The sequence below is a fragment of the Streptomyces sp. NRRL WC-3742 genome, from assembly GCF_000720635.1.
In the GTDB taxonomy this organism is placed as follows: domain Bacteria; phylum Actinomycetota; class Actinomycetes; order Streptomycetales; family Streptomycetaceae; genus Kitasatospora.
The window spans coordinates 1-24230 of sequence record NZ_JOCF01000013.1 but is presented as its reverse complement, the minus strand read 5'-3'; the positions used below and the strand labels follow the sequence as shown (position 1 = coordinate 24230).

Annotated in this window: 21 protein-coding genes, 1 tRNA gene and 2 pseudogenes; 15 read left to right on the top strand and 9 right to left on the bottom strand. The window is 71.4% G+C overall.

Annotated features, from left to right (window positions below; all coding sequences use genetic code 11):
• Positions 1–657: 657 nt before the first annotated feature.
• The 8 genes from IH61_RS0110470 to IH61_RS0110440 all read left to right on the top strand — a co-directional run bounded on the left by IH61_RS0110470 (position 658) and on the right by IH61_RS0110440 (position 7775).
• Positions 658–1911, top strand: a complete 1254-nt coding sequence (locus IH61_RS0110470) for an FAD-dependent monooxygenase (RefSeq protein ID WP_031068071.1) — start codon at positions 658–660, stop codon at positions 1909–1911.
• A gap of 181 nt (positions 1912–2092) precedes the next feature.
• On the top strand, positions 2093–3772 hold the full coding sequence (locus IH61_RS0110465) for an HAL/PAL/TAL family ammonia-lyase (RefSeq protein ID WP_234327117.1): 1680 nt from the start codon (positions 2093–2095) through the stop codon (positions 3770–3772).
• Positions 3769–4263: a phenolic acid decarboxylase gene (locus tag IH61_RS0110460; RefSeq protein WP_031068068.1), complete on the top strand. Its 495-nt coding sequence runs from the start codon at positions 3769–3771 to the stop codon at positions 4261–4263. Before IH61_RS0110465 ends, IH61_RS0110460 begins: the two co-directional genes overlap by 4 nt.
• A 221-nt stretch (positions 4264–4484) precedes the next feature.
• On the top strand, positions 4485–4658 hold the full coding sequence (locus IH61_RS48375; protein ID WP_234327116.1) for a hypothetical protein: 174 nt from the start codon (positions 4485–4487) through the stop codon (positions 4656–4658).
• A 78-nt stretch (positions 4659–4736) separates the two neighbouring features.
• A complete protein-coding gene (locus IH61_RS50220) occupies positions 4737–5093 on the top strand; it encodes a hypothetical protein (RefSeq protein WP_051836734.1) in 357 nt (118 codons plus the stop codon).
• A 30-nt stretch (positions 5094–5123) separates the two neighbouring features.
• Positions 5124–5321 (top strand): hypothetical protein, encoded by a 198-nt coding sequence (locus tag IH61_RS50215; RefSeq protein WP_051836733.1) that lies wholly within the window; start codon positions 5124–5126, stop codon positions 5319–5321.
• 210 nt (positions 5322–5531) lie between these two features.
• Positions 5532–7139 carry an aldehyde dehydrogenase family protein gene (locus IH61_RS0110445; RefSeq protein ID WP_037972230.1) on the top strand — a complete coding sequence of 536 codons (1608 nt, stop codon included), beginning with the start codon at positions 5532–5534 and terminating at the stop codon, positions 7137–7139.
• Between the two features lie 72 nt (positions 7140–7211).
• Positions 7212–7775, top strand: coding sequence for an EF-hand domain-containing protein (locus tag IH61_RS0110440; RefSeq protein ID WP_031068066.1), 564 nt, complete (start codon positions 7212–7214; stop codon positions 7773–7775).
• Between the two features lie 394 nt (positions 7776–8169).
• Here IH61_RS0110440 and IH61_RS49920 read toward each other — a convergent pair whose 3' ends face one another.
• On the bottom strand, positions 8170–8340 hold the full coding sequence (locus IH61_RS49920; protein ID WP_324607595.1) for a hypothetical protein: 171 nt from the start codon (positions 8338–8340) through the stop codon (positions 8170–8172).
• 55 nt (positions 8341–8395) lie between these two features.
• Positions 8396–9102, bottom strand: a pseudogene (locus IH61_RS40670) (asparaginase); the annotation flags it as partial.
• 1098 nt (positions 9103–10200) lie between these two features.
• Between IH61_RS40670 and IH61_RS50210 the strand changes: the two are divergent.
• The 5 genes and pseudogenes from IH61_RS50210 to IH61_RS0110415 all read left to right on the top strand — a co-directional run.
• Positions 10201–10446 (top strand): annotated as a pseudogene (locus tag IH61_RS50210) (hypothetical protein); the annotation flags it as partial.
• A 64-nt stretch (positions 10447–10510) separates the two neighbouring features.
• Positions 10511–11209: a tyrosine-type recombinase/integrase gene (locus tag IH61_RS0110430; RefSeq protein WP_078910990.1), complete on the top strand. Its 699-nt coding sequence runs from the start codon at positions 10511–10513 to the stop codon at positions 11207–11209.
• 828 nt (positions 11210–12037) lie between these two features.
• Entirely contained in the window at positions 12038–13222 is a 1185-nt protein-coding gene (locus tag IH61_RS40665) for a site-specific integrase (protein ID WP_051836732.1), read from the top strand.
• Between the two features lie 674 nt (positions 13223–13896).
• Entirely contained in the window at positions 13897–15024 is a 1128-nt protein-coding gene (locus IH61_RS0110420) for a hypothetical protein (protein WP_051836727.1), read from the top strand.
• Between the two features lie 153 nt (positions 15025–15177).
• Entirely contained in the window at positions 15178–16539 is a 1362-nt protein-coding gene (locus tag IH61_RS0110415) for a tyrosine-type recombinase/integrase (RefSeq protein ID WP_051836725.1), read from the top strand.
• 64 nt (positions 16540–16603) lie between these two features.
• Here IH61_RS0110415 and IH61_RS0110410 read toward each other — a convergent pair.
• The 7 genes from IH61_RS0110410 to IH61_RS0110380 all read right to left on the bottom strand — a co-directional run bounded on the left by IH61_RS0110410 (position 16604) and on the right by IH61_RS0110380 (position 22307).
• A tRNA-Pro gene (locus IH61_RS0110410) sits at positions 16604–16677 on the bottom strand.
• Positions 16678–16812: 135 nt separating this feature from the next.
• Positions 16813–18075 (bottom strand): MFS transporter, encoded by a 1263-nt coding sequence (locus IH61_RS0110405; protein WP_078910987.1) that lies wholly within the window; start codon positions 18073–18075, stop codon positions 16813–16815.
• An 81-nt stretch (positions 18076–18156) separates the two neighbouring features.
• Positions 18157–18939 (bottom strand): DUF1684 domain-containing protein, encoded by a 783-nt coding sequence (locus tag IH61_RS0110400; RefSeq protein ID WP_031068060.1) that lies wholly within the window; start codon positions 18937–18939, stop codon positions 18157–18159.
• Positions 18940–19150: 211 nt separating this feature from the next.
• Entirely contained in the window at positions 19151–20011 is an 861-nt protein-coding gene (locus IH61_RS0110395; protein WP_031068059.1) for an acyl-CoA thioesterase, read from the bottom strand.
• 211 nt (positions 20012–20222) lie between these two features.
• Positions 20223–20924 (bottom strand): alpha-ketoglutarate-dependent dioxygenase AlkB family protein, encoded by a 702-nt coding sequence (locus tag IH61_RS0110390; protein WP_031068058.1) that lies wholly within the window; start codon positions 20922–20924, stop codon positions 20223–20225.
• A 50-nt stretch (positions 20925–20974) separates the two neighbouring features.
• Positions 20975–21358 carry a transglycosylase family protein gene (locus IH61_RS0110385; RefSeq protein WP_107057101.1) on the bottom strand — a complete coding sequence of 128 codons (384 nt, stop codon included), beginning with the start codon at positions 21356–21358 and terminating at the stop codon, positions 20975–20977.
• A 151-nt stretch (positions 21359–21509) separates the two neighbouring features.
• Positions 21510–22307 carry a transglycosylase family protein gene (locus IH61_RS0110380; protein ID WP_078910986.1) on the bottom strand — a complete coding sequence of 266 codons (798 nt, stop codon included), beginning with the start codon at positions 22305–22307 and terminating at the stop codon, positions 21510–21512.
• A gap of 572 nt (positions 22308–22879) precedes the next feature.
• Between IH61_RS0110380 and IH61_RS0110375 the strand changes: the two genes are divergently transcribed.
• Both IH61_RS0110375 and IH61_RS45730 read left to right on the top strand, forming a co-directional pair.
• Positions 22880–23740 (top strand): hypothetical protein, encoded by an 861-nt coding sequence (locus tag IH61_RS0110375; protein ID WP_037972227.1) that lies wholly within the window; start codon positions 22880–22882, stop codon positions 23738–23740.
• Positions 23741–23965: 225 nt separating this feature from the next.
• Positions 23966–24230, top strand: a 265-nt coding sequence (locus tag IH61_RS45730) for a hypothetical protein (RefSeq protein ID WP_234327123.1), incomplete at its 3' end; no start/stop codon positions are given.

The window sequence follows — 24230 nt, the reverse complement described above, 5'->3', positions numbered from 1 at the left end:
GACCCCCGGTCGGTGCACCCGCACCGCCACCGGCGCCAGTTCCGTCGTCGTTCCCTCACGCAGCACTACGACCACCCTTCGCATCACCGGCGCCCCGCATGCCTGCCGCGCGGCGCCCGGGCCCCTGCCCGGCCAACACCCTGCCAGGCATACGGACTTCGTCCCTCGCTTTGCCGCCGGACAACACGGACGAGTGAGGCTTGCCGGCGAAACCCGCCAACATCAGTCAGTGCGGAGCCTGCTCCCCGTAGCGGGTCCGACCGGTTGCCACACACAGCGGACCCCCGTCGCCGGCGAGCAGCAGCCGCGTCCTCGACAACGAACCCGCGAGCAGCCCCCCGGGGGTGGGGCTGCGAGAAGATCGGCCAGATCCGCCACGCCGACGACAGGCCGGAACTACGCGGGTACCCCTCGGATCTGAAGGATGATCAGTGGACGCTCCGCCCGCACCGGGGGCATTCACCCGTTCGGGTCGCAGGTCGACAGGGGCGGCCCGTCGGCGGACCGACATCTGGCAGTGTGTCACCGGCATGCAAGGGAAGGGCACCGAGGCTGTTTCCCAGCAGGCCGAGTCGGCACAGATACGTTTCTCCGCCACATGGGGCGGGTGTCCTGCACCCGTGTCGACCGGAGCGCTGTCAGAAGGAGGAGGGGTTGATGCGGGTCGGGATCGTCGGGGGCGGGATTGCAGGGCTGAGCTGCGCGCTGAGCCTGCACGCGGCCGGCTTCCGCCCGTGGGTGAGCGAGGCGGCGCGGGCGATCGAGGCGGTGGGCGTGGGGATCAACCTGCTGCCGCACGCCGTCCGGGAGCTCGCCGAGCTCGGCCTGGCCGACGAACTGGCCGCGATCGGCCTCGCGCCGCAGCGGCTGCGCTACTACGACCGGGCCGGCGTACCCGTGTGGGACGAGCCGCTGGGTACGGCGGCCGGCTACCGGTGGCCGCAGTACTCCGTGCACCGCGGCCGCCTGCACACCCTGCTGCTGACAGCGGTGCGGGAGAGGCTGGGCCCGGACGCCGTCCGCACCGGGCGGCGGCTGCGGCACTTCGAGACGGTGCCCGGCGGCGTACGGGCCCACTTCCTGGACCGGCCGAGCGGCGCGACGGTGGTGGAGGAGGCCGAGGTGCTGATCGGCGCCGACGGCATCAACTCCGCTGTCCGGGCCCGGCTCCACCCGTACGAGGGCGCCGCCCGCCGGCACGGCGTCTGGATGTGGCGCGGAATCGCGCCCCACCCGCGCCTGCTCGACGGCCGCTCGCTGGTGGTGGCGGGCGGCACGCCCGGCGCGAAGTTCGTCGCCTACCCGATCGCTCCGGCCGCTGAGCCCGGCGAGGACCTGCTGAACTGGGTGCTGGAGGTGCCCGACGAGCCGCCCGCAGAAGCGCCGGGGCACTCCGACCGCCCCGTCACCCCCACCGACGTCCGCCCGGTCACGGCAGCCGAGACCCGGACCCGCCTGCGCGAGTGGCAGCTGCCGTGGATCGATCTGCCGGCCCTGGTCGGGCACACCTCCACCGTCCTCGCGTACGCGATGGTCGACCGCGACCCGCTGCCGTCCTGGAGCGCGGGGCGCGTCACCCTGCTCGGGGACGCCGCCCATCCGATGCTCCCGATGGGCATGAACGGCGGCTCGCAGTCCGTGGTCGACGCCCGGGTCCTGGCCTGGTGCCTGGCCCGGGAGGCCGACCCGGTGGCCGCCCTGCGGCAGTACGACGACCTGCGCCGCCCGGTCCTGAACGCGCTGGTCCTGGCCAACCGCGCCCTCGGGCCGGAGGAGATCATCGCCCGCGCGGCCGAGCACGGCGGTCCGTTGCCCGCCGACCACGCCGCCGCCGTCTCCGGACGCTACAAGGAGCTGTCCCTGGCCACCGTCGCCCACGTCAACGACCGCCCCTCCTGGACCGTCCCATAGCCCGACGTTCGCTGACACCGGCGGCGACCGGCCGGCGGCCGTTCTCCCCGCTGCCCGGGGCGGGGCAAACACCCACTGAGAATTCCGTGCCGCTGCCGACCGGCGAGGGACGGTTCGGCCTGCGTCGGCGCCAAGTCGTGCGCGGCACACGCACCGCAATACCAACCCAAGGGAGACCGAGTTGTCCACCAGCAGCATGCCTGGAGCCCGGCACACCCAGGATCACCCGTCCCCGTCCGGTGCGCCCAGAACCGACCTGTTCCTCGACGGCCACTGCCTGAGCGTCGCTCAGGTCGCCGCGGCCGCCCGCAGCCCCCAGCGGTGGCAGGTGGCGTTGGCGGACGACGCGGTCAGCCGGATGAAACGCTCGGTGGACCTGAAGAACGCGGTCGTCTCCGCCGGCCGGCGGGTGTACGGGGTGACCTCCGGCTTCGGGGACAGCAGCACCCGGCAGATCTCCGCGAGCAAGGCGGAGGCGCTCCAGCTGAACCTGGTCCGCGGGCACAACTGCGGGATCGGACCGGCGGCCGCGCCGGAGGTGGTGCGGGCGACCATGATCGCCCGGGCGAACTGCCTGGCGCGCGGCAACTCCGGCATCCGCCCGGAGGTCGTCGGGTTGCTGCTGGACTGCCTGGAGCAGGACATCCTGCCGGTGATTCCTGAGCGCGGCTCGGTGGGTGCCAGCGGCGATCTGGTGCCGCTCTCCTACCTGGGGGCGATGCTCGCCGGGCACGGCACGGTCCTGCACCGGGGCGAGCAGCGGTCGGCCGACGAGGCGTTCGGCGAGGCCGGCCTGGAACCGGTGGTGCTGGCCGCCAAGGAAGGGCTGGCCCTGGTCAACGGCACCTCGTTCATGGCCGGTTTCGCCGTCCTCGCGCTGCACGACGCCACCGAGATCGCGTTCGCCGCCGACCTGTGCACGGCCATGGCCTCGCAGGTCCTGCTCGGCAACCCGCGCCACTTCGACGCCTTCGTCTTCAGCGCCAAGCCCCACCCCGGCAGCGTCGCCTCCGCCGACACGGTGCGCCGCCTCCTCGGCCAGGACCGCGCCACCGCGCACGCAGGCACGGAGGACGCCATGCCGGACGGCCTCGGCTTCCGGGAACTGGCCGAACCCGTCCAGGACCGGTACTCGATCCGCTGTGCACCGCACGTCAACGGCGTGCTGCGCGACACCCTCGCCTTCGCCGCCGACTGGACGCAGGTGGAGATCAACTCCTCCAACGACAATCCGCTGTTCGACACGCAGACCGGCACGGTCGTCAACGGCGGCAACTTCTACGGCGGACACATCGGCCAGGCGATGGACGCGCTCAAGACGGCCGTCGCCAGCGTGGGCGACCTGCTGGAGCGTCAACTCCAGCTGGTGGTGGACGAGAAGTTCAACAACGGCCTCACCCCGAACCTCATCCCGCGTTTCGCGCACGACAGTTGGGAGGCCGGACTGCACCACGGCTTCAAGCCGATGCAGCTGGCCGCCTCCTCGCTGGTCGCCGAGGCGCTGAAGTCGACCATGCCGGCCACCTCGTTCTCCCGCTCGACCGAGGCCCACAATCAGGACAAGGTCAGCATGGGCACCATCGCCGCCCGTGACGCCCGCACCGTCGTCGAACTGGTCCGCCAGGTCACGGCGATCCACCTGCTCGCCCTCTGCCAGGCCGCGGATCTGCGCGGCACCGAGCAGCTCAGCGGACCCACCCGAGACGCGTACACAGCGGCGCGCTCGGTCTCACCCGTGATCGACGGGGACCGGGGGCTGGAGTTCGACATCCAGGCGGTGGCCGAGCTGATCGCCACCGGACAGCTGCGCGAAGCCGCAGGCGGACCACGGCTCGCGACCCACACAGGAGGGAACCTGTGACGCAGGACCTGTCCGGCATCGTCGGCCACCGCTTCATCTACACCTATGACAACGGCTGGCAGTACGAGTTGTACGTGAAGAACCAGGACACCGTCGACTACCGCATCCACTCCGGCATGGTCGGCGGACGCTGGGTCAAGGGCCAGCGAGTCGACCTCGTCCGACTGGACGAGGACAACTACAAGCTCTCCTGGAACGAACCCACCGGCACGTCCGTCGTCGTGAACATCATGCCCGGCAAGCGCAGCATCCACGGCGTGATCTTCTTCCCGCACTGGGTCGAGCAGCACAGCGCCCGGACCGTCTGCTTCCAGAACGACCACCTGGACCAGATGCGCGCCTACCGGGACCAGGGACCCACCTACCCCATCCACATGGTCGCCGAGTTCGCCAGGATCACCCTCTTCGAACACGTCGGCGCCGACGACGACTCCGTCATCTCCGTCGCCCCCGGCGACCTCCCGCCCCACTGGGCCGACCGCACCACGTAGAGGTCCACCGACAATCTTGCGTCCGGTGGGGCCGTCCCGGCCCGGGACGGCCCCACCAGGGGTCTTGGTGCGCCTGTTGGCGGCAACGGCCTGACGCACGAGATCCTCGCCCTGTGGGACATGCCGGATCTTCCCGCCGACCTGGTGGCGCGACGGGCCCATGTGGAAGCCGACTCGCCTTCTTCGACGTCAAACGGCGCGACGAGGCCGAAGCCCACGAGGTGGCGACGAGCGGTCTGGCCGCGTGGGTCTACCGGGACCGGGACACCTGGCGGGACATGAAGGCCGCGGACAGCGGCTACTTCACCTACCACCTGTCCTTCCTACCCAACCACGCCGGGCGCGACGACATGATGCTGACCGGCCTGGTCGCGGACTGGGCCGCTCGGCTGTGACGTCCACGGGTCTTCGGGCCGAGGGCGGCGGCTGGGACAGCGTGGGGGCTCCACCTGGACGCCGCGCAGAACCAGGCCGTGGACGCCTCCCTGGCCGAAGCCCGGGACGCCGAGCGGGAGATCACGCCCAGGGTCCAGGCGGCGGCCGCGCTCAGCGAAGCCACCCTGGTCGGCTGCGACCACCGGCTGAAGTCCCCCGAGTCGCTGAAGCGGAAGATCGCCACCGCCCTCCAGACGCAGCCGGGTGAGGACGTGAACCAGGCGCTGTCCCAGATCAACGACTCGGTCCGTTACACCCTCCAGTGGCCGGAGGGCCGGTACGGCGCCGGGGTGGTGGTCGCCTCCTCGCTGCTGTCCGCGTGGGGTGATGACAGCGTGAAGTGGTCCAACACGTGGGGCCGGGCCAAGGGCGACGAGGGCATCAACTCCGCGTAGAGGGAGGCCAGGTGGGGGCACAGGTACGAGGTGCAGTTCCACACCCCGGTCGGCAAGGCCGCCCAGGAGGGGACCCACAAGCTGTACGAGGAGGAGCGCCTGCCCGGCACCTCGCCCGAGCGCGCGCAGGAGCTTCAGGCCCAGCAGGACGCGATCTTCGCGGCCGTACCCGTCCCGGCCGGCGCCACCAGCCTCACCGCACCCTCACGGGCGATGGCGCACCGGTGAGCCGCCCGACACGCAGGGCCCGGGCCTCGCGGGCCCGCTCCCACGTCCGCGTGAGCCGGATCGTGCGCATGAGAGGCTCGACCCCATCGGCTGGGCAACGAACGGAACGGGGTACCTGCGGCGTCCACCCCGTACCCGTGAATTCACCCCTTCGGGTCATAAGTCGATCTCATCGCGCCCGGCCTGCCCGGGCTGACGCAAGCTCAGTTCATGCGCTACTCCTACCCGGTCCTGCTCGGTGGTGAGCCCCGGCCCGGTGACGGCTGGTACCACTGGCCGCACGCCACCGCGCAGCTGCGTGAGACGTACGACGTGATGAAGCTCAAGGCCCAGTTGGACTTCGGCCGGGCGCCCGAGGGAGCCGCCGAGGACCCACGCCTCGCCGGGCGGGTCGCGCGCTCGACGCCGGAGCAGGCGAAGGCGGCCCTGGCGCTGGCCCGAGAAGCCCAACCGGCCTGGGCCCGGGTGCCGTTGGCGCGGCGGCTGGCCTTCGCCGAAGCGGTGCACCGCGAGCTGCTGGCCCGCGCGGAGGAGTTCACCGAGGTGCTGGTGGCCGAGGGGCATCCGCTGACGGTGGCCCGGTGGGAGCTGGCGTCCATGCTCAGCGCCACCCACCCGCAGTCGCTGCGGCACGCGCGGCAGGCGCTGCACTGGGAGGGCGAGCAGTCCGGGCGGCGAATTCGCCTCGTCCGCAAGCCCGATGGCGTGGTCGGCCTCAACCCGGCACTGAACGCCGCAGCACTGACGTCGCTGTTCGGCGTCATGGTCCTGGCGGCCGGCAACGCCCTGGTCGTCAACGCGCCCTCCGCCGCTCCACTGGGGGTGGCCTTCCTCTACCAGGAGATCATCGCTCCGCTGCTGGCCGAGTTCGGCGCACCGCCCGGCCTGCTGAGCATGCTGGCGAGCCCGACCCGGCCGCTGCTGACGAGCTGGCTGGAGTCCGCGGACTGCGACGACGTGTTCTGGTTCGGCTCGGCCGACAACGGCGCCAAGGTCGCCAAGTCCTGCCTGGAGAACGGCAAGAAGCCGATCCTGGAGCTGTCGGGCAACGACGCGCTGGTGGTCTGGCGCGACGCCGACCTCCCGCAAGCAGCCCGGGCCGCCGCCGAGCGCTATCACGCCTCCGGCCAGCTCTGCCTCTCTCCCAAGTTCACGCTCGTGCACCCGGCCGTGGCCCAGGAGTTCACCGAACTGCTGCTCCGTCAGGTCGCCGCCCTGCGGATCGGTCCGCCCGGCGACCCCGAGGTGCTGCTCAGCCCGGTGGTCAAGCGGGCCCAGTGCCTGGACGTTATGGCGGACGCGGTCGAGCAGGGCGCACAACTCCTCTGCGGCGGAACCCTGGTGGACGTCGACGACGTGGCGAACCCGCGCGGCCCGTTCGTGCGCCCGGTGCTGCTGCGCGTCCACGGCCTAACCCAGGCACGCCGAATGCGGGCCGTGCGGGAGGAGACCTTCTTCCCACTGATGTGCGTGGTGGTCCCCGAGCCGGCGCCGGACGAGGACCTGCTCGAGAAACTGATCGCCTTCGTCAACGACAACCGCTACGGGCTGCGCAACTCCCTCTGGGCCCGCGACCCCCGGGTGATCGAGCGATTCGCCGACGAGGTGGTCAACGGCGGCCTGTTGAGGGTCAACGACAGCCACATCGGGCCGCTGCCCGTCCTGCCGCTGATCGGCGGCACCGGTCTCACCGGCGGGGTCTTCGGCGAGGGCAATCTCGCCTACCTGCGCACCACCCGGCTGCAGGGCATCAGCCAAGCCCTCGACCCGTCCGGTCCCGAGATCTTCGACCATCTCGCGGCCGCCACCGCCCCCTGAACCACCCGCCGCTTCCGGGCCGACCATCTGTCGGACCGGAGATCAGTTACGCCCACACGGAAAGAGACTGCGATGTCCGCCATCAACGAAGACACCCTGCTCGACCAGAAGATCGACCGGTGCTTCGGTCACATCGACGCGGCCGGCAAGGGCTCGATCGACCGCGAGGACCTGCTCACCCTCGGCACCCGCCTGCTGTCCGAGTTCGGCGAGCAGCCGACCTCCCCCCGGGGCACCCGCCTGATGATGGGCATGACCGAGTTCTGGGACGCCCTCTACTCCGCCGCCGACACCGACGGCGACTCCCGGCTCAGCCGGGAGGAGTACCGCAGCGGGATGAAGGGTGCCTTCATCACCTCCAAGGACGGCTTCGACGCCACCTTCCGCCCGCTCACCGAGGCGATCTGCACCCTGCTCGACACCGACGGCAACGGCGAGGTGGACGCCCAGGAGTTCCACGCCTGGCAGCAGGTCTTCGGCACCTCCCAGGCCGACAGCCACGAGGCATTCCGGGCCCTGGACACCGACGGCAGCGGCGCGTTGAGCGTGGACGAGCTGCTGGCCGCGATGCGCGAGTACTACACCAGCCGCACCGCCGGCGCCTCGGGCAACCTGCTCTACGGCCCGCTGCTCTGACCCCACCCGCCACCGCGTAGGTCCCCAGATCCGTTCACAACGCCCGCCCCCTGACCCAAGGTCCGATCACCGGAAGGCGTCAGGGGGCGGGTTCGGTGACGGCAGATCAGGATCATGCGGGCAACTACGACCACCCGAGGGAGGTGGGCGGCAGCGGCGTCACCGAGCCGGTCGTGCACCGTTGGGGCAATTCGGGGCCGGCCAAGGTGCTGGACGATCCCGGGGCCCGGCAGGCGGCCGGGAGCAAGCCGGCCGGGATCTGGCGCGGGCACGCCGCCCGGCCGTCCGACAGGCCGGGGGACGGGACCGCACAGACTCCCGTCCGGCGGCAGTGCTGCGCGTATTGGGTTGAGGCGGTTCCTTACCCGGGTGGTGGCTGCGGCAGATTCAGGGATCAGTGGGCCAGGGCGCGGAAGGCAGCGGCGATCTCGTCGGGCTTGCGCCCCTGGGCGAGCAGGACGTGCAGGAGCAGGCGGGCCTTGCAGGCGTCGAGGTGGCCGCCGCGGATGAGTCCGCGCCTGAGCAGGTCCTTCTCCGAGCCGGGGAAGCTGTACGTCGCCTCCAAGACGGGGCCGGGTGGTGAGGACCGCGGGGATTCGGGATGCGGTGTTCTCCAGGGTGGACACGAAGTTCTGGGGAACGTGGCCGGCTCCGAACGCGGCGATGACGAGTCCGTCGCACGCCTCGGCCATCGTGGCGAGGAGGGTGCCGTCGTCGCCGAGCGTCGCGGTGTACAGGCCGACGCGGGGCGCCGGGTTGGTCAGCGGTTCGGGGAAAGCGGCGCGGGCGGCGAGCGGGGCGTGGAGGTGGATGCGGCCCTCGTAGAGGCGTCCCAGGGGGCCGGTGGCCGGGGAGGTGAACGCGGCCGGGCTGGTGCTGTAGGACTTGCGGACGGTGCGGGCCGCGTGGATCTCGTCGCCGAGGACGACCACGGTGCCGGCGCCGGTCAGTTGGGGTCGGCGGCGGTGATGACGGCAGCGTGGATGTTCGCCGGGCCATCAGCGCCGGGCTGGGTGGGGTCGCGCATCGCGCCGGTGACGACGATCGGCTGATCACCCGCGTGCAGGAGATCGAGGAGGTAGGCGGTCTCCTCGATGGTGTCGGTGCCCTGGGTGACCACCGCACCATCGCAGCCGGACTGGAAGGCGTCGGCGATGGCGTCCGAGAGTGCGCTCAGATCGTCGAAGGTGAGGGAGGCGCCCGGAAGTCGCCGGAAGTCGTGAACGCGCAGGCCGCCGTCCAGGCCCTGCAGGGCCTGGACGGCGTCGAGGAGCTCATGGGCTGACAGGGCCGGCACGACTCCGCCGGTGGCCGGATCGGTGGCCATCGCGATGGTTCCGCCCAGGGAGAAGATCGCAACTGTCCTCGTGCTCAACGCCGTTGCTCCCTCTCCCCGGCTGTCCACGCAGCGGTGCGGCCGTATCGGTTCAGCTGAGGTGGGAGGCGACGAACTGGCATGCGGCGTCCGGTCTCTTCGGTCCCAGCCGGGGACGGACAGCATCCGTCGATCTGGACAGCGGCCTGTGCCTTTGGGGGAACCGGACAGTTCACGAGCTCGGGCAGTGCTGCACGCCCCGAGAACGTCCGGCCACATGGTCGACGTCGCGGGCTCGATGCGGACTGGCCTGCCGCAGACGGTGGCTCGGTGTCGCGCCGGTTGCTCGATCACAAGGGCGACCGTGTAACTCCTGGGGGCGCGCTGTATGGAAAACACCAACAAGACTGGTGGCGAAGGGAATGAGAGTTGGCCGTTTCGCGCGCTGCTCGACCCGGTGACCCTTGCCAGTTCCGGCGGGGGGGTCTTCCATATTGGATCGTTAGCTTTTGTGGCCCGCCTTACCCATTCCTCCGGCGGTTCGTCGTTGGGGTTATTGGCACCCATAGCAGTTTTCGGATGTCTCACCGGTACGAGGTATGCCTGCAGGCGAGCAGGGAGGCCGTCCGGGTACGTCGGCACCCGGCGGCGCGTTGCCGACGTCGGCGACACGGCGTCACAGAAGTTGGCCAGAGCCCGCCCTCATGAGCGACTCTGGTCACAGAAGGTAACAAAGCATCAGAATCTACCTGCCGGGGACCGTGCTTGCGCCACGCCGAGCGCAGCTCAACAAGTGGTCCACCTGCGGGTGTTCACCGAAAGTCGCAGGTCAGAGCGGTGATTCCGTGTTGGTGATCGCATGGTGGTCGCAGCAAGCCATCCGTCGGCGGGATCGGTAGCCTCGCGGGCTGATCGAGGAGTCAGGACCGCAGGAGGCAGAAGAAAGTGCGCAGTTCAGGACGGCGGCGGGGCCGGGTCTACCGGCGGTGCGGATGCCGTGACGCGGATCGGCGCCAGCTCGGGGCCGGGTGTCCGCGCCTTGCCGACGAGGGGCACGGCACGTGAACCTTCGCCGTCGACATCCCCTCGCTCAGCGGTCGCAGGCGCACGGTGCGCCGCGGTGGCTTCGGGGACGACTTTGCCGCCGAGAGCGCGCTGCGCCGCTTCCTCGAAGGCCGCCAACTGGGCTTCGACGCCGACCCGCACGAAACGGTGGCCGCCTACCTGACCAAATGGCTGAAGTCGATGGAATTCCTACTCAAGCCCACCACGTACGCCCGCTACCGCACGTACGTGCTCTGCGAGTTGATCCCCGTGTTCGGCAAGATGCGCCTGGAGGAGCTCGCCCACGACCACATCGCCGCCTACGCGCACCAACCGCACCCACCGGCTCCCCTTCAACGCGGCCCAGCCCCTGCCCATGCGCCGGCCCCGCGCCGACGAACGCGTGCCCTGGAGCGCCGAGCAGGCCGTCACCTTCCTCACCCACTGCCGGGGCGTCGACCCCGCCTTCGCCGACCTCTTCGAGGTCGTCATAGGCACCGGCCTGCGCAAGGGAGAAGCACTCGGCCTCCAACGTCAGTGCGTCCGGATCGACGACCGCGTCATGTACATCCGCCACACCCTCTCCGCCATCGACAACCACGAGCTCGTCCTCACCGCGCCCAAGACCATGAAGAGCCGCAACTGGGTGCCCCTGTCGGAGCGCGTCGCAGCCGCCCTCCAGCGCGCCATGGCCAGGAGCACCTCCACCGACAACGACCACGTCTTCCAGAGCGCAGACGGCAAGCCCCTCCACCCGGCCGCGGTCCGCCGACGCTTCCACGAGCTGCGCGAGCAGGCCGGCCTGCCCCACGTGACCGTCCACGACCTGCGGCACCTCGCCGCGGCCCTCGCCCTGGAGGGCAACGTCTCGATGGCCGTCATCTCCAAGACGCTGCGGCACTCCACCCTGTCGACCACCGCTAACATCTACAGCCACCTGACCTGGGAAGTGGCGATGGCTGCGGTCCACACCATCGAAGCCAGGCTTTGCCTCGTCGAGGCCCGCACGCACGGCGTTAACACCCTCGCCCTCAGCGGCCCCGTACCGAACCCGCTCTTCAGCCACGCCGCCTGACGGATAGACATCCGCGCTCCCGGGCAAGGGCGCACAGAACACCGGGTGGCCGGACAACAGCTGACGTCCACTCAAGCAATCACTCGCAAACAGATGTCGCGGGTCTCACAGGCATGCCCGCCCACAGAGAAATCAAAGTCGATCCGACGCTAACCGCGTCCGATCGGCTTCTCATCCGCGCTCAACTCGCCGACCGAGGAGGGAGTACTCACCCCAAGGCGCTCCCGAGTGCAGGACTCGCCCTCAGCGCGCCACGTGAACGAGCGTTCACGACCACACTGCGACCACCGACCACGAAGGCCGTCTCCGCCATCAGACGGAAACGGCCTCTGACCTGCAGTTATGCAAGTCGGGACGACAGGATTTGAACCTGCGACCCCTTGACCCACAGCGCCCATCAGCGTTCATGGGCGCTCATCAGACGTGGTTCCAAACTGGTCCCAGGGCAAGCGACCCCACCGCCGCTACTGCCGGTGACCGAGATCTGTCGGTCCTTCAGCAAGCACCGCCGTGCGATCCCAACAGCCGCTGCATCGACGGCGCCGGCCAGCCCACAGGTCCGGCTCCTGCGGGCAGATCACAGTCGCTTACCCACCTACTACGGATGGTGATCTTCCAGACGGTGTGTCGTCTTGAGCGTGTCTTCGCCGTCTGGTTCTGAGTGCTCCGCGCACCGCCCAATGCGCTCTGCCGCCACACCCGACACAGCAGCCACTCTTGCCCCAGAAGCACCACCCAGTCCGAGAGAAGGGGAAGCTCATGGGACAGCGTGCGCAGCGGGGTCGGGTGTACCGGCGGTGTGGTTGTTCGGACGGTCACGGGAGGCAGTTGGGGCCGTGGTGTCCGCGGCTGGCGGGGGATCTGAAGCACGGGAAGTGGACGTACTGCGTCGACCTGGCCCCGGAGGAGGGCAAGCGCCGCACCCGCCGGCGCGGTGGGTTCGCCACCCGCGCCGAGGCGACCCGGGAGATGAAGGCGGTGCTGAACGGTGAGCTGTGCGGGGTGTACGAGGACCGCCGCTCCACGGTGGCGAGCTTCCTGCGCCAGTGGCTGACCGTGAAGAAGGAAGAGCTCGCGCCGAACACCTACGCCGGCTACGAGGCGTGCGTGGAGCGGGACCTGATCCCCGCGTTCGGCCACTACCGCCTGCCCGACCTGCGCCCCAAGCACATCGAGCGCTGGATCGCCGCCCAGCGCAAGGCCAAGCGCGGCAAGGTCACCGTCTACCGGATCGTCTCCACCCTGCGCAACGCCCTCAACGCCGCCGTCCGCGCCTGGGGACTGCGCTACAACCCCGCCAAACACTCCGTCCCTACCCGACCCCGCGCAGAAGAGCGCACCTGCTGGACCCCCGAAGAGGCCGCGACGTTCCTGCGCCACGGCGCCGAGCACTACGCCGACCAGCTCACCGACCTGTTCGAGGTCATGCTCGGCACCGGCATGCGCCGCGGCGAAGTCCTCGCCCTCCACTGGTCCGACGTCCATCTCATGGACCGCAAGCTCTACGTCCGCTGGACCCTCGCCGCCATCGACAACGGCAAGATCCACCTCCGCGAACCCAAGACCGAGGCCAGCCGCGCCTGGATCAGCCTCTCCCCCAGAGTCATGACCGCCCTCCACCGCCAGGCCGCCATCCAGATGAACGCCCACCCCGACGGCCGGCTCGAAGGACTCGTCTTCGCCCGCCCCGGCGGGACGCCGCTGCGGCCCCAGTGGGTCCTCGACCAGCTCCGCAAGCGCACCGCCGAAATCGACCTGCCGAAAATCGGCCTTCACGACCTCAGGCACACCGCGGCCAGCATCATGATCGCCGAAGGCATCCCCATCGCCATCGTCTCCAAGACCCTGCGCCACTCCACCCTCGCCATCACCATCAACCTCTACGGACACCTCCTCAAAGACTCCGCCGACCAGGCCGTCGTCGCCCTGGCCGCCGCCCTCGACCGGGAAGACACCGAGGTGGCTGGCCCGGCCAGTTCCTCTGTCGATCACCCCTTCAGTAGGGCAGCCTGAGCGAGCCGGTCGTTCTCGCGTCAGTCCTTCGTGCCCGGCCGTTGATCAGCCGCTTCCAGGCCACTAACGTGAGTGAGTTCGGGCTCCGCTTCCTCGGTGTCCGGTCGGAGGAGGCCAAGCAGGTCCTGTGCTGCCCAGCTCGGAACGGTACCGCCGTTGGGAACCGGCCCGAGGGCACCACATCGGAGGGATTGAGCAACCCCCGCAGGTGCGGGGCCGACCAGGGCTCATCCCGTGCAGGAAGGCAACACCGGGAGCAACCCCCGCGAGCGCGGGGCCGACGGACACCCAGCTGAACAGTCGCTCGGCCGGCGCGCAGCCGCAGCCACACGCCGCCCTGAATGCCTCTTGGAGCTGGCTGAGAACGCCGCCACGGGTAGCCGACGAGGCCCGGCACAAGAAGGCCGAGCCTGCCCATTTCGCTGGCCAGGGACCTCCCGTCCGGTGATCTCTCGAGCACGCCGGTCTCCGCGATGCCCCCGCACCACTGGTCTCATCCGAAGCCGCCGAGGAGCCCGTAGCCCTGGTTCAAGCGCCTCTGTCCCAGGAGGGGGGCTCGTCCTCTCGCAGTCGTCGGTGCCTGTCGGCTGCACGACCCGGAGGTTTCTGGCGATGCGTCAGAATGGCTCGACGCCCGGCGGCGTTGCCGAGCAGATCACCGGAGGTACGGCTTCATGACCCGCTACAGCGTCGACCCCGAACGGCACGAGCTGATCGCGACCTGGGGAACCGGCGAGGGCGACCTCGCCACCCGTATCGCCGTCCTCCCGGCCGGCACGGACACGGCCGCGCTGATGCGGCTGGCCCGCGCGCTCACCCACCTGTCCGAGGCCGCGTGGCGCACCTACACCCACCCCGCCAGCGCCGCCGCCTCCCAGGAGCCCAACTCCGAGGGCTGGCGCCGCGCGGAGGAGCGCAAGGCGTTCGACGAGGTACCCGGCGCCGTCACCCGGCCCCACCTCCCCCAGGACGGCATGCTCGACGTCGAATACAGCCCCCTGGTCGAATCCGCCCACCGCGCCGGCCGCGCCCTGCACACCCTCGGCAACGCCGACCTCACCGACGCCGTCCTCACCGAAGTCGGCACCGATCTCACCGCCGTGGAGAACGCCGAACTCGGCGACCTCACCGGCCGCGCCCGCCAGGCCGTCCTCCTGAGCCGCGAAGGCGCCTCCCCCGTCCAGGTCGCCGCCGCCGACCGCCTCCTCCAGCAGGACCCCTTCGGCCCCGCCGCGCTGTTCACCGAGATCGACCCCACCGCCGCGGCCGTCGCCGCAGCACACTGGCTCGCGGCCGCAGCCGAGGTCGCCGCTGCCGCCTCCGGCCACTCCGCCACCACTGTGCTCCTCGAAGCCGACAACATCGAAGCCCTCCCCCACGAAACCCCCACCCTCGTCCTCCAACTCCTCGAAGACGGCACCTCCCCGTACGACGCCGTCACCGGCCTCGTACGCCACGCCCTCCACATCGCCGACGGCCTCCTCCCCGACCCCGCCGGCCTGCGCGAACAACTCGAAGACATCGACGACGACCTCGCCCAACACACCGGCCCCGACACCGACCCCGAGGACACCGGCCTGCGCCTGACCCCGCTCGACCCCAAGCGGCCCGCCCCCGACCTCCTCGAAGACCTCCTCGCCGGCATCCGCGGCTGCTGGCTCCTCCACGAGGAATACGACGAACACGACGATGACGAGGACTGGGACGACGAGCACGCCGAAGCGCGCCAGGCCCGCAGCCATGGCAACTTCGCCCAGCTCGTCCGCGAGACCGCAGCCGCCAACCACGACCGGCTCATCTGACCAACCTGCCTGGCTGCGGGCCCCTTGTCGCTGGTCAGGGGAGACCCGCAGGTCATGGGCCAAATTCCGGGGCCGGTGGTCGCACGCTGGTCGCCCCTCAGGCGCACACTGGAATCGAGGACAACCCGCGCACGATCACTCGAGGCGATCACCATGCGCTGCTCACCCAACCCCTCAGACGACCAGGACCGAGGACGCGTCTACCGGCGCTGCGGCTGCCGCGACGACCACCGCCGACAGCTCGGAACCACCTGCCCCCACCTCGCCGCCGACCCCCACCACGGCACCTGGGCCTTCGCCATCGACACCCTGCCCGTCGACGGCCACCGCCACACCATCCGCCGCGCCGGCTTTCCCGACGAACTCCACGCCCGCATCGCGCTGCGGCGCTTCAACGAGGGCCTGCCCCTCGGCGTCATCACCGACCCCAGGCAGCGCACCGCCGAATACCTGCGGGACTGGCTGGACGAGCGGGAGCTCCACCTCAAGCCCACCACCATGGCCCGCTACCGCGCCTACGTCGAACAGGACCTCATCCCCGCCCTCGGCCAGATCCCCCTGATCGACCTCACCCGCCAGCACCTGCGGGCCTTCGTCACCGAGCAGCTACGACGAGGCCGCGGCAAAGTGACCGTCCACCGGATCATGGCCACCCTCTCCAGCGCCCTCAGCTCAGCCGTCACCGACGAGCGCCTGGCCCGAAACCCCGCCAAACCCCCGCTCCTCGCCCGCCCCGCCTCCGCCCCCAGACACCTGTGGACCGAGGAACAGACCGCGCGCTTCCTGCGCTTCACCCACATCACCGACCCCCTCTACGCCGACCTCGCCGAACTCATGATCGGCTCCGGCATCCGCAAGGGCGAAGCGCTCGCCCTGCACTGGGACGACGTCCACCTGCCCGAACGCGTCTTCTTCATCCGCAACACCCTCTCCGCCGTCGACAACAACCAGATCCTGCTCACCACGCCGAAAACCAAGGGCAGCAAGGCATGGGTCGCCCTGTCCGACCGCGTCGTCGACGCCCTCGAAGACCGGGCCGGCACACGAGCATTCGGCCAGATCACCCCCGCCGGCGGCTACGTCTTCCATCGCCACGGCCGCCCCCTGCACCCCAAAAGCGTTCTCGACCGCTTCCACCTGCTCTGCGACAAGGCCGGCGTCCCCCGCATCGCCCTGCACGACCTACGCCACCTCACCGCCAGCTTCGCCACCGCGGCCGGGGTCCCCCTGCCCGTCATCTCCAAGACCCTGCGCCACCGCACTCTGTCCACCAGCGCGAACATCTACACGGACCTGACCTTCCTCGCCGCCCGCGCAGCCGTCGACGCCGTCGCCTGGATCCTCAACAACGCCGACCGCGCCGCCCTCGGCCGGCCCGCCTGCCGCGCCCGCCGCCCCTGGCACCAGAACCCGCGCCCGCACCGGCAACTGCCCGCACATCAGCAGACACGACCCGAAGAACCCACAGCCACCTGGCCGATCTGGCCCGGAGACCACCATGCGACCACCAGCTGACCAGGCAACAGAAAGAGCCGGCACTCGGTTTCCCAAGTACCGGCTCTCACAACCGACTTCACAGTCGGGACGACAGGATTTGAACCTGCGACCCCTTGACCCCCAGTCAAGTGCGCTACCAAGCTGCGCCACGTCCCGTGGTCTCGGTGCCGGCGGCGGGGCCTGGGGGGCTCTGCCGGGCGGCTTCTCGACCTTGTCTCCGGTTGTTGTCCCGGCGACGTGGAAAACAATACAGCACGTCGGGGGGTGCTCGCTGCCAGGTATTGGGTGGGGTCAGGGGGTGGGGTGGCGGGAGTCGTAGGTGAGGAAGGCGGGGCGGCGGGCGGCGAGGAGGAGGCCGCCGGTGATCACGGAGGTGACGGGGGTGGTGAGGGAGGCGACGGCGCCGGATTCGAAGTCGCCGAGGCGGGGGCCTCCGGCGACGACGACGATGAAGACGCCCTGGAGGCGGCCGCGCATCTCGTCGGGGGCGGCGACCTGCATCATCGTGTTGCGGAAGATCATGCTGACGGTGTCGGCGCAGCCGGCGACGGCGAGCAGGAGGAGGCCGAGCCAGAGGTTGTGGAGGGCGCCGAAGGCGGCGATGGCGAGGCCCCAGGCGCAGACGGCGGCGAGGACGGCGGCGCCCTGGCGGTGGATGCGGCCGACCCAGCCGGAGAAGAGGGCGCCGAGGAGGGCGCCGACGGCGGGGGCGGAGACGAGCAGGCCGACGGTGCGGGCGTCGCCGCCGTAGTGGGTGACGGCGAGGGCGGGGAAGAGGGCGCGGGGCATTCCGAAGATCATCGCGGCGAGGTCGGCGAGGAAGCTGGTGCGCAGGTTGGGCTGCTCGCGCAGGAAGCGCAGGCCCTCGAGGACGGAGGCACGGCCCGTACGGTCGCCGAGCGGCCGAAGGGCGGGCAGGCGCCACATCGCGTAGAGGGTGCCGGCGAAGGCGACGGTGTCGACGAGGTAGGCGGCCTGGGGCCCGTACGCGCCGATGAGGACGCCGCCGAGCATGGGGCCGACGGTGAGGCCGAGGTTCATGCCGACGGTGTTGAGGGCGTTGGCGGCGGGGAGCTGGTGGCCGGGGACGAGGCGGGGGATCATCGCGGATCGGGCGGGCGAGCTCATCGCGAAGAACCCGGCCTGGAGGGCGACGGCGGCGTAGAGGACGGCGACCTGGTCGAGGCCCGCGGCGGCCTGGACGGCGAGGGCGAGCGAGACGGCGGCCAGGCCCGCGGCGCCGATGAGGCCGAGCCTGCGCCGGTCGACGGTGTCGGCGACGGCCCCGCCGTAGAGGCCGAAGACGACGAGTGGGACGAACGAGAACAGGCCCACCAGACCGGTGGCGAAGGCCGAGCCGGTCAGGTCGTAGATCTGGACGGCGACGGCGACGGCCGTCATCTGCTGGCCTATGGAGGAGATGGCCTGGCCCGACCAGACGCGCCGGTAGTCGGGGTTGTCGCGCAACGGGCTGAGGTCCGCGAACGCCCGCCGGTACCAAGGCGAGGAAGCGGAGTCGGGCAGTAGTTCGGTCGGTGAGGTCACACCCGTCATCGTCGTCCCACCCGTCACACCGCCCCGCGCCGGGGGGCGGCGCGGGGTGGGGCGGCGCGGCAGCGGTGCGGCAGCGTGGCCCTACCGGCTGAGGACCTGCCGCTCCCCCGCCTCGACCGCGAAGTCCAGCCGGTTGCCCGGCGGCGGGAACGGGCAGATGAAGTGGTCCGAGAAGGCGCACGGCGGCAGGTAGGCCCGGTTGAGGTCGAGCACCGTCCTCCCGTCCGCGTCCGGCTCGGGGAGCGTGATGAACCGGAACCGGTAGGTGTCGCCGCCGCTGGTCGCGTCGGCGATCACGCCGGTCAGGCGCTTGCCGGCGCGGCTGACGGTGAGGGTGCGGTGCTCTCCGGCGACGGTGAACTCGATCTGCCCGGTGACGGCGAGCGGGCGCTCCCGCCCGTCCGCGTTGGGGACGACGACGGCCTTCGGCTCGCCCTCGAACGGGGTGAAGACGGCGGGCACGGCCCACTCGGGCGCGTACGGGAAGGCCGAGATGCCCGCGAAGGCGACGCGGCGGGGCGCGGCCGGGTCGAAGACGCGCAGGGCGAGCTCGCCCTCGCGCTCGATCGGGACGAGCAGCAGGTCGCCCAGGGTGGCGGTGCCGGCGGCCGGGTCGGTGTCGGGGCGCAGCAGCACCTCGCCGTCCACCAGCAGGCTGTCGACGAGCAGGCCGTCGGCGGCCACCGCGCGCACGCGGACGCCCTCGGCGTCGGCCCACCACTGCCCGGGCAGGCCGGGGACCTGGACGGGCTCGGCGTCCAGCCAGTGGGTGCCGGTGAGCGCCAGCTGGCCGTGCTGCGCGCTCACGGACGCCACCCGCTGGTCGTTCCAGTGCTTCCAGTCCTCCGCGGCCTTCTCCGTCATCGGTGCACCCTCCCGGTCCGGTCCGGGGGCGGCCCGCCGTTCGGGCCGTCCTCCTCGGTCATTCAGCAACCATTCAGTACGAACACTCCCCGCCCGAACGGATCATTCCCGTTGGGCGGACGAACGTCCGAAACCGTCACCCTGCGCAGCACCGGGCAACGCACGGAAACACCCTCGCATCACGACCACAACACCACCGCCGCCGCCGCACTCACCCGCCCAGCCGCCGGAACAGCCCTTCCTGCACCACGGACACCACCAGCCGCCCCTCCCGGTCGTAGATCTGCCCGCGCGCCAAGCCCCGCGCCCCGTGCGCGATCGGCGACTCCTGCTGGTACAGCAGCCAGTCGTCGGTACGGAACGGCCGGTGGAACCACATCGCGTGGTCGAGCGAGGCCATGTCGAAGTGCCGCGTGCCCCACAGCGGTTCGGCGGGCGCGCGGACCGCGTCGAGCAGCGTCATGTCGCTCGCGTACGTCAGGGCGCAGACGTGTATCAGCGGGTCGTCGGGGAGGGGGCCGTTCGTGCGCAGCCAGACGCCGCTGCGCGCCTCGACGCCGGCCAGCTCCTCCTGGCTCCAGCGCAGCCGGTCGACGTACCGGATGTCGAAGGGCTGGCGGCGGCTGATGAACGGGGGCAGTTCGCCGAGCCGGGAGCCGACCTCGTCCAGGGCGCTGGGCAGGTCCTCGGGCGCGGGGACGTCGGGCATCGGGTGCTGGTGCTCGATGCTGTCGGGCTCCGGACGGTGGAAGTCCGCGGTGAGCGCGAAGATCGACCGGCCGCCCTGGATGGCGAGGATCCGGCGGGTGGTGAACGAGCGGCCGTCGCGGATCCGGTCGACCTGGTAGACGATCGGCAGGCCGGGCACCCCGGGGCGCAGGAAATAGGCGTGCAGCGAGTGGACGGGGCGCGCGTCCTCCACCGTGCGCCCTGCCGCGACCAGCGCCTGCCCGGCGACCTGGCCGCCGAACGTCCGCTGCAGCGCCTCCTCGGGGCTGCGCCCGCGGAAGATGTTCAGTTCGATCTGCTCCAGGTCGAGCAGGTCGACCAGGTCGTCGACGGGGGTACCCATGCGCACTTCCTCTCAGCGAGGGCGGGCTGACCCGCTCCGATCGAATTCTCCCGCTCACTCGAATCCCTGCGCGACCGGGGTCATTCCCGCACCTCGGGGCCGGCCTCCCGATTCACCCGAACGTGTGGCCGAATGAAGACGGAGGACGAGACGGAGAACGGGACGGAGAGCGAGGCGGAGAACCCGACGGAGAAGCAGGACGGAAGAGGCCCTACCCCCGAAGCCCGAACCCCGACTCCCGCACCGTGACGTTGAGCCGCCCCACCAGCCCCAGCGCCTCGTCCGCCGTCCCCGCCAGCGTCCGCACCACCCCGTGGTACGCGTACCGCGCCGGCCCGCCGAACACCAGCACGTCCCCGCCCCGCAGCTCCAGGTCCGTCCAGGGCCGCGTCCGGGTCTCGGTGTTCCCCAGCCGGAACACGCACGCGTCGCCGAGCGAGAACGACACCACCGGCGCGTCCGCCCGCTCGTCCCGGTCCTGGTGCAGGCCCATCTTCGCGCCGTGCGCGTAGTGGTTGACGATCGCGACGTCCGGCTCGTACGAGGCCGCGCCCGCGATCCCGTCCAGCCCGTCCAGCCCGGCCGGCCCGTCCCCGTACGCCTCCGCGACGGCCCGGCGGGCGAGCGCGCCGAGCTCGGGCGGGAACGGCTTGACGGGCGTGCCGTCCTCGGCGAGCGGCCGGTAGCCGTACGGGTACCAGTGCAGGCCCAGGCTCACCATCCGGACGGACATCATCCCGCCGGTGGGCATCCGCACCTCGTGCAGCCCGGCCGGCGGGCGGGCCCACTCCCGGCAGGCGGCGAGCAGGCGCCGCTGCGCGTCCAGGTCCAGCCAGCCGGGCAGCAGCACGGCCCCGGGCGCGGGCTCGCTGCGCGCGGGGCGCTCCCCGCCCCCCGACGACCCGCCGGACACCGCCCCGCCCGACGCCCCGCCGGACGCCCCGTCGAACAACTCACCCTGGATCACCCCTCCAGCTTCCCACTCCTCGGCGACCCCCCGATCAGCCCCAACTCCCGGGCGCAGGAGGGCCAGGCTTCCCACCCCTGCTGCCGCAGGATCTCCTCCCCCGCCGTCGTCTGCTGCCTCCGGCTCGCATGGTCGGGCCGGTCGGCGAAGCGCAGCCCGCCCGCCTCGGACCAGGTGGACGGCCGGATCTGCAGGCCCCCGTAGAACCCGTTGCCGGTGTCGGCCTGCCAGTCCCCGCCGCTCTCGCAGTCGGCGAGCTCGTCCCACACCACATCGGCGACCGGTACGGCAGCAGCAGCCCGCCCGCCCGCGCCCCACAGCAGCGCCACGACCACGCCCAGCACCAGCCGACCTGTACGCCCGTCATACGAATGCAGCATGGCGCCCGACCCTAAGCGCCCCCCGCGCCCGCCGCCCGGACACGCCGAAGGCCGCTCCCCCACATGGTGGAGGAGCGGCCTTCAGGAACCACAAGAGTCACAGGTGCCACAGGAGCCGCAGGTGCCACAGGACTCAGGCGAGCAGCACGCTTCAGATGCTCAGGACCTGGCCCGGGAAGATCAGGTCGGGGTTGCCGCCGACGACCTTGCCGTTGTTCTTGTACAGGTCGTGCCAGTCCAGGCCCTGCGCAGCGGCGATGGAGCTCAGGGTGTCACCGAACTTGACGGTGTAGTTGCCACCCTTGGCCGGCTGCGCCGGCTGGGCGGGCTTGGCGTCGTTCGAGCCGGTCCAGCCCTTGACGTCGTTCTTCGGCGCAGCGTCGGCCTTGGGGGCGTCGGCCTTCGGCGCGGCAGCCTTGGGCGCGGCGTCGGCCTTCGGCGCGGCAGCGGCCTTGGGCGCGGCGGCCTTCGGGGCCGGGGCCTGCGACGGCTTCGCAGCGGTGGAGGTGCCCGCGGAGGTGCCCGCAGAGGTGTCGACGGCCGCCGGGGCGCCGCCCTTGGTCAGGCCGGCCTTGACGGAGCAGACGGGCCAGGCGCCCGGGCCCTGCGAGGCGAGGACCTTCTCGGCGACGGCGATCTGCTGCGCCTTGGTGGCCTGGTTGGCCTGCGGCGCGTAGGCGGTGCCACCGAAGGCGGCCCAGGTGCTGGTGGTGAACTGCAGCCCGCCGTAGAAGCCGTTGCCGGTGTTGATGGCCCAGTTGCCGCCGCTCTCGCACTGGGCGACGGCGTCCCAGGTGGAGACGGAGGCGGCGGAGGCCGAGGTGGCCGTGACGAGGCCGGCCACCGGCAGGGCCGCGACGGCGGCGCCCGCGACGACCGCCATGCGCATGCGGTTGCGCTTGGTGGCGGTGGAGGTGGTGGCAGCGGCGTTCTCGTGACGGAAGGTCATGGGGTTCCTCTCGACTGCCCCGGGCGGGCATGCGGAACCAGACCCCGAGGGGTCGTGAATCGCCTGCCGCGTCCATCGGGCGGCCGTGCACGTGTCGGACGTGCCGCTTGCCGCCCCGGCCACCCACCCGCACATCGGCGACCTGTTCGAGCGATCGCGTCTGCGGGCACCTGCCTCGCCCGGCGGGAACCGGGGGGCGGTGCGTCGGGGGTGAACCCGGGTGGCGCTCGTTGCGCCGACCAAGAAGCTACGAGCCGGTCGGCCGGGAACACAAAGCTCCGGCGGTCTGCCCAGCTCAGCGCAGGGTTACCGCCGGTAATAATCTTCAAACCTTGCCCGAAATGTCCGTTTTAGCCGTCAATTCCTAGATCAAACATCGAAGCGGCGTGACTCACCTCACCACCCCATTCCGGCAGTCCCGCCACCGACTTCGACAGATTGCGACCACGAGAACACGCGGCGCGGTCGGATCCCGGGCAATTCCCGTCAGCCTCGACGCCCACCCGTGACGCCTGCCACAAGGGCCCGTTGGGCAGTGCGACCTCCGTACGAACGCCCCCCGAGGAGACCCAGTGCCGCGCATGCTCGACGTCAGCGACGAGGTCCGGTCAGAGATCGGCGACGACGAGGCCGATCGCCTCCTCGCCGGCGACCGCGCCCCCGACAGCTACGAGTGCACCTCCTGCCGCACCCCCGGCGACACCCACGCGGAGCGCACCAGCACCGTGCTCTTCGTCGCCGACGAGACGGCCGTGCTGGCCTTCGCCCACGCCCGCTGCATCCCCTCCCAGGTGGTGCCCGTCTCCGAGCAGCAGCTCGCCGGCGCCGTCCGCAGCATCAGCGGCCGGCCCCAGCACCAGCCCGCCGCCCCGTACCCGGCCGCCGCCGCGCACCCCATCGTGCCCAACCCGGCCGTCCCCACCTCGGCCTCGGCCCCGCCCGCCGCGCCCACCGCCCCCGGCCAGGCCGCCATCCTCGGCATCACCTGCGGCCTGATCCTCCACGACAAGGTCGGCCACGCCTCCCTCGTCGTCGAGCCCACCGGCCCGGTCGGCCGCCCCGGCAGCACCTCGGGCGAGGACGAGTTCCTCGACCTCCTCCAGGACGCCGGCTTCCAGCCCGTCACCGACCTCAACGTGACCCCCGAGCAGCTGCCCGGCTGGTCGGTCCTGGTGGCGATGGGCCAGTTGCACGCGATCCTGCAGCCCGCAGCCGCAGGCGGCAGCACCGGCTGGTGGCAGGCCCACCAGCCCCTCCAGGTCACCGACGCCTGGCGCTCGGCCGCCAGCCAGCTCTCCGAGGTGACGATGTACGCCGTCCCGGCGGGCATGGTCGGCCGCCAGCCCCGCGAGGACCTGCTGCGCCAGGCGCTGGAGCGAGCGGTGGCGCTGGGCCAGGTCGTCGCCGCCTCGCTCCCCCTCGCGGGCACCTGATCCCCCTCCCGGGCACCAGACCCCCTCGCCGACACCTGATGCCCGTCCCCGGCACGTGACCGCCCACGCGACGAACGCGGACCGCCCGGAGCCCCGCCTCCGGGCACCCCGCATCCCCGTGCCCCGCATCCCTGCGCCCCCTCACTCGTTGGCCCCTACGTGTACACCTACGACGTCGCCGCAGTCCCCGGCCGGTCGGCCACCGCCCCCCGCTCGATCCCGGGCATGCGCCCGTCGTACGACACGGAGCACCCGTACGTGACGCCTCCGGCCACCTCCCCCACTCCGATCTACGACGAGCTGTACTCCGAGTACCGGCGCCTCTTCCGCGCCCTGCCCGGGGACCGCACCGGCGAGGAGGACCTCTCCTTCACGGGCTTCGCGATCCGCGACCACCACCCCCTCCTCGGCGAGCACCGGGAGCACCGCGACCACCGCGACCACCGCCCGTACGCAACGGCATCGACGGCCCCCGCCGCCGCCCCCCACC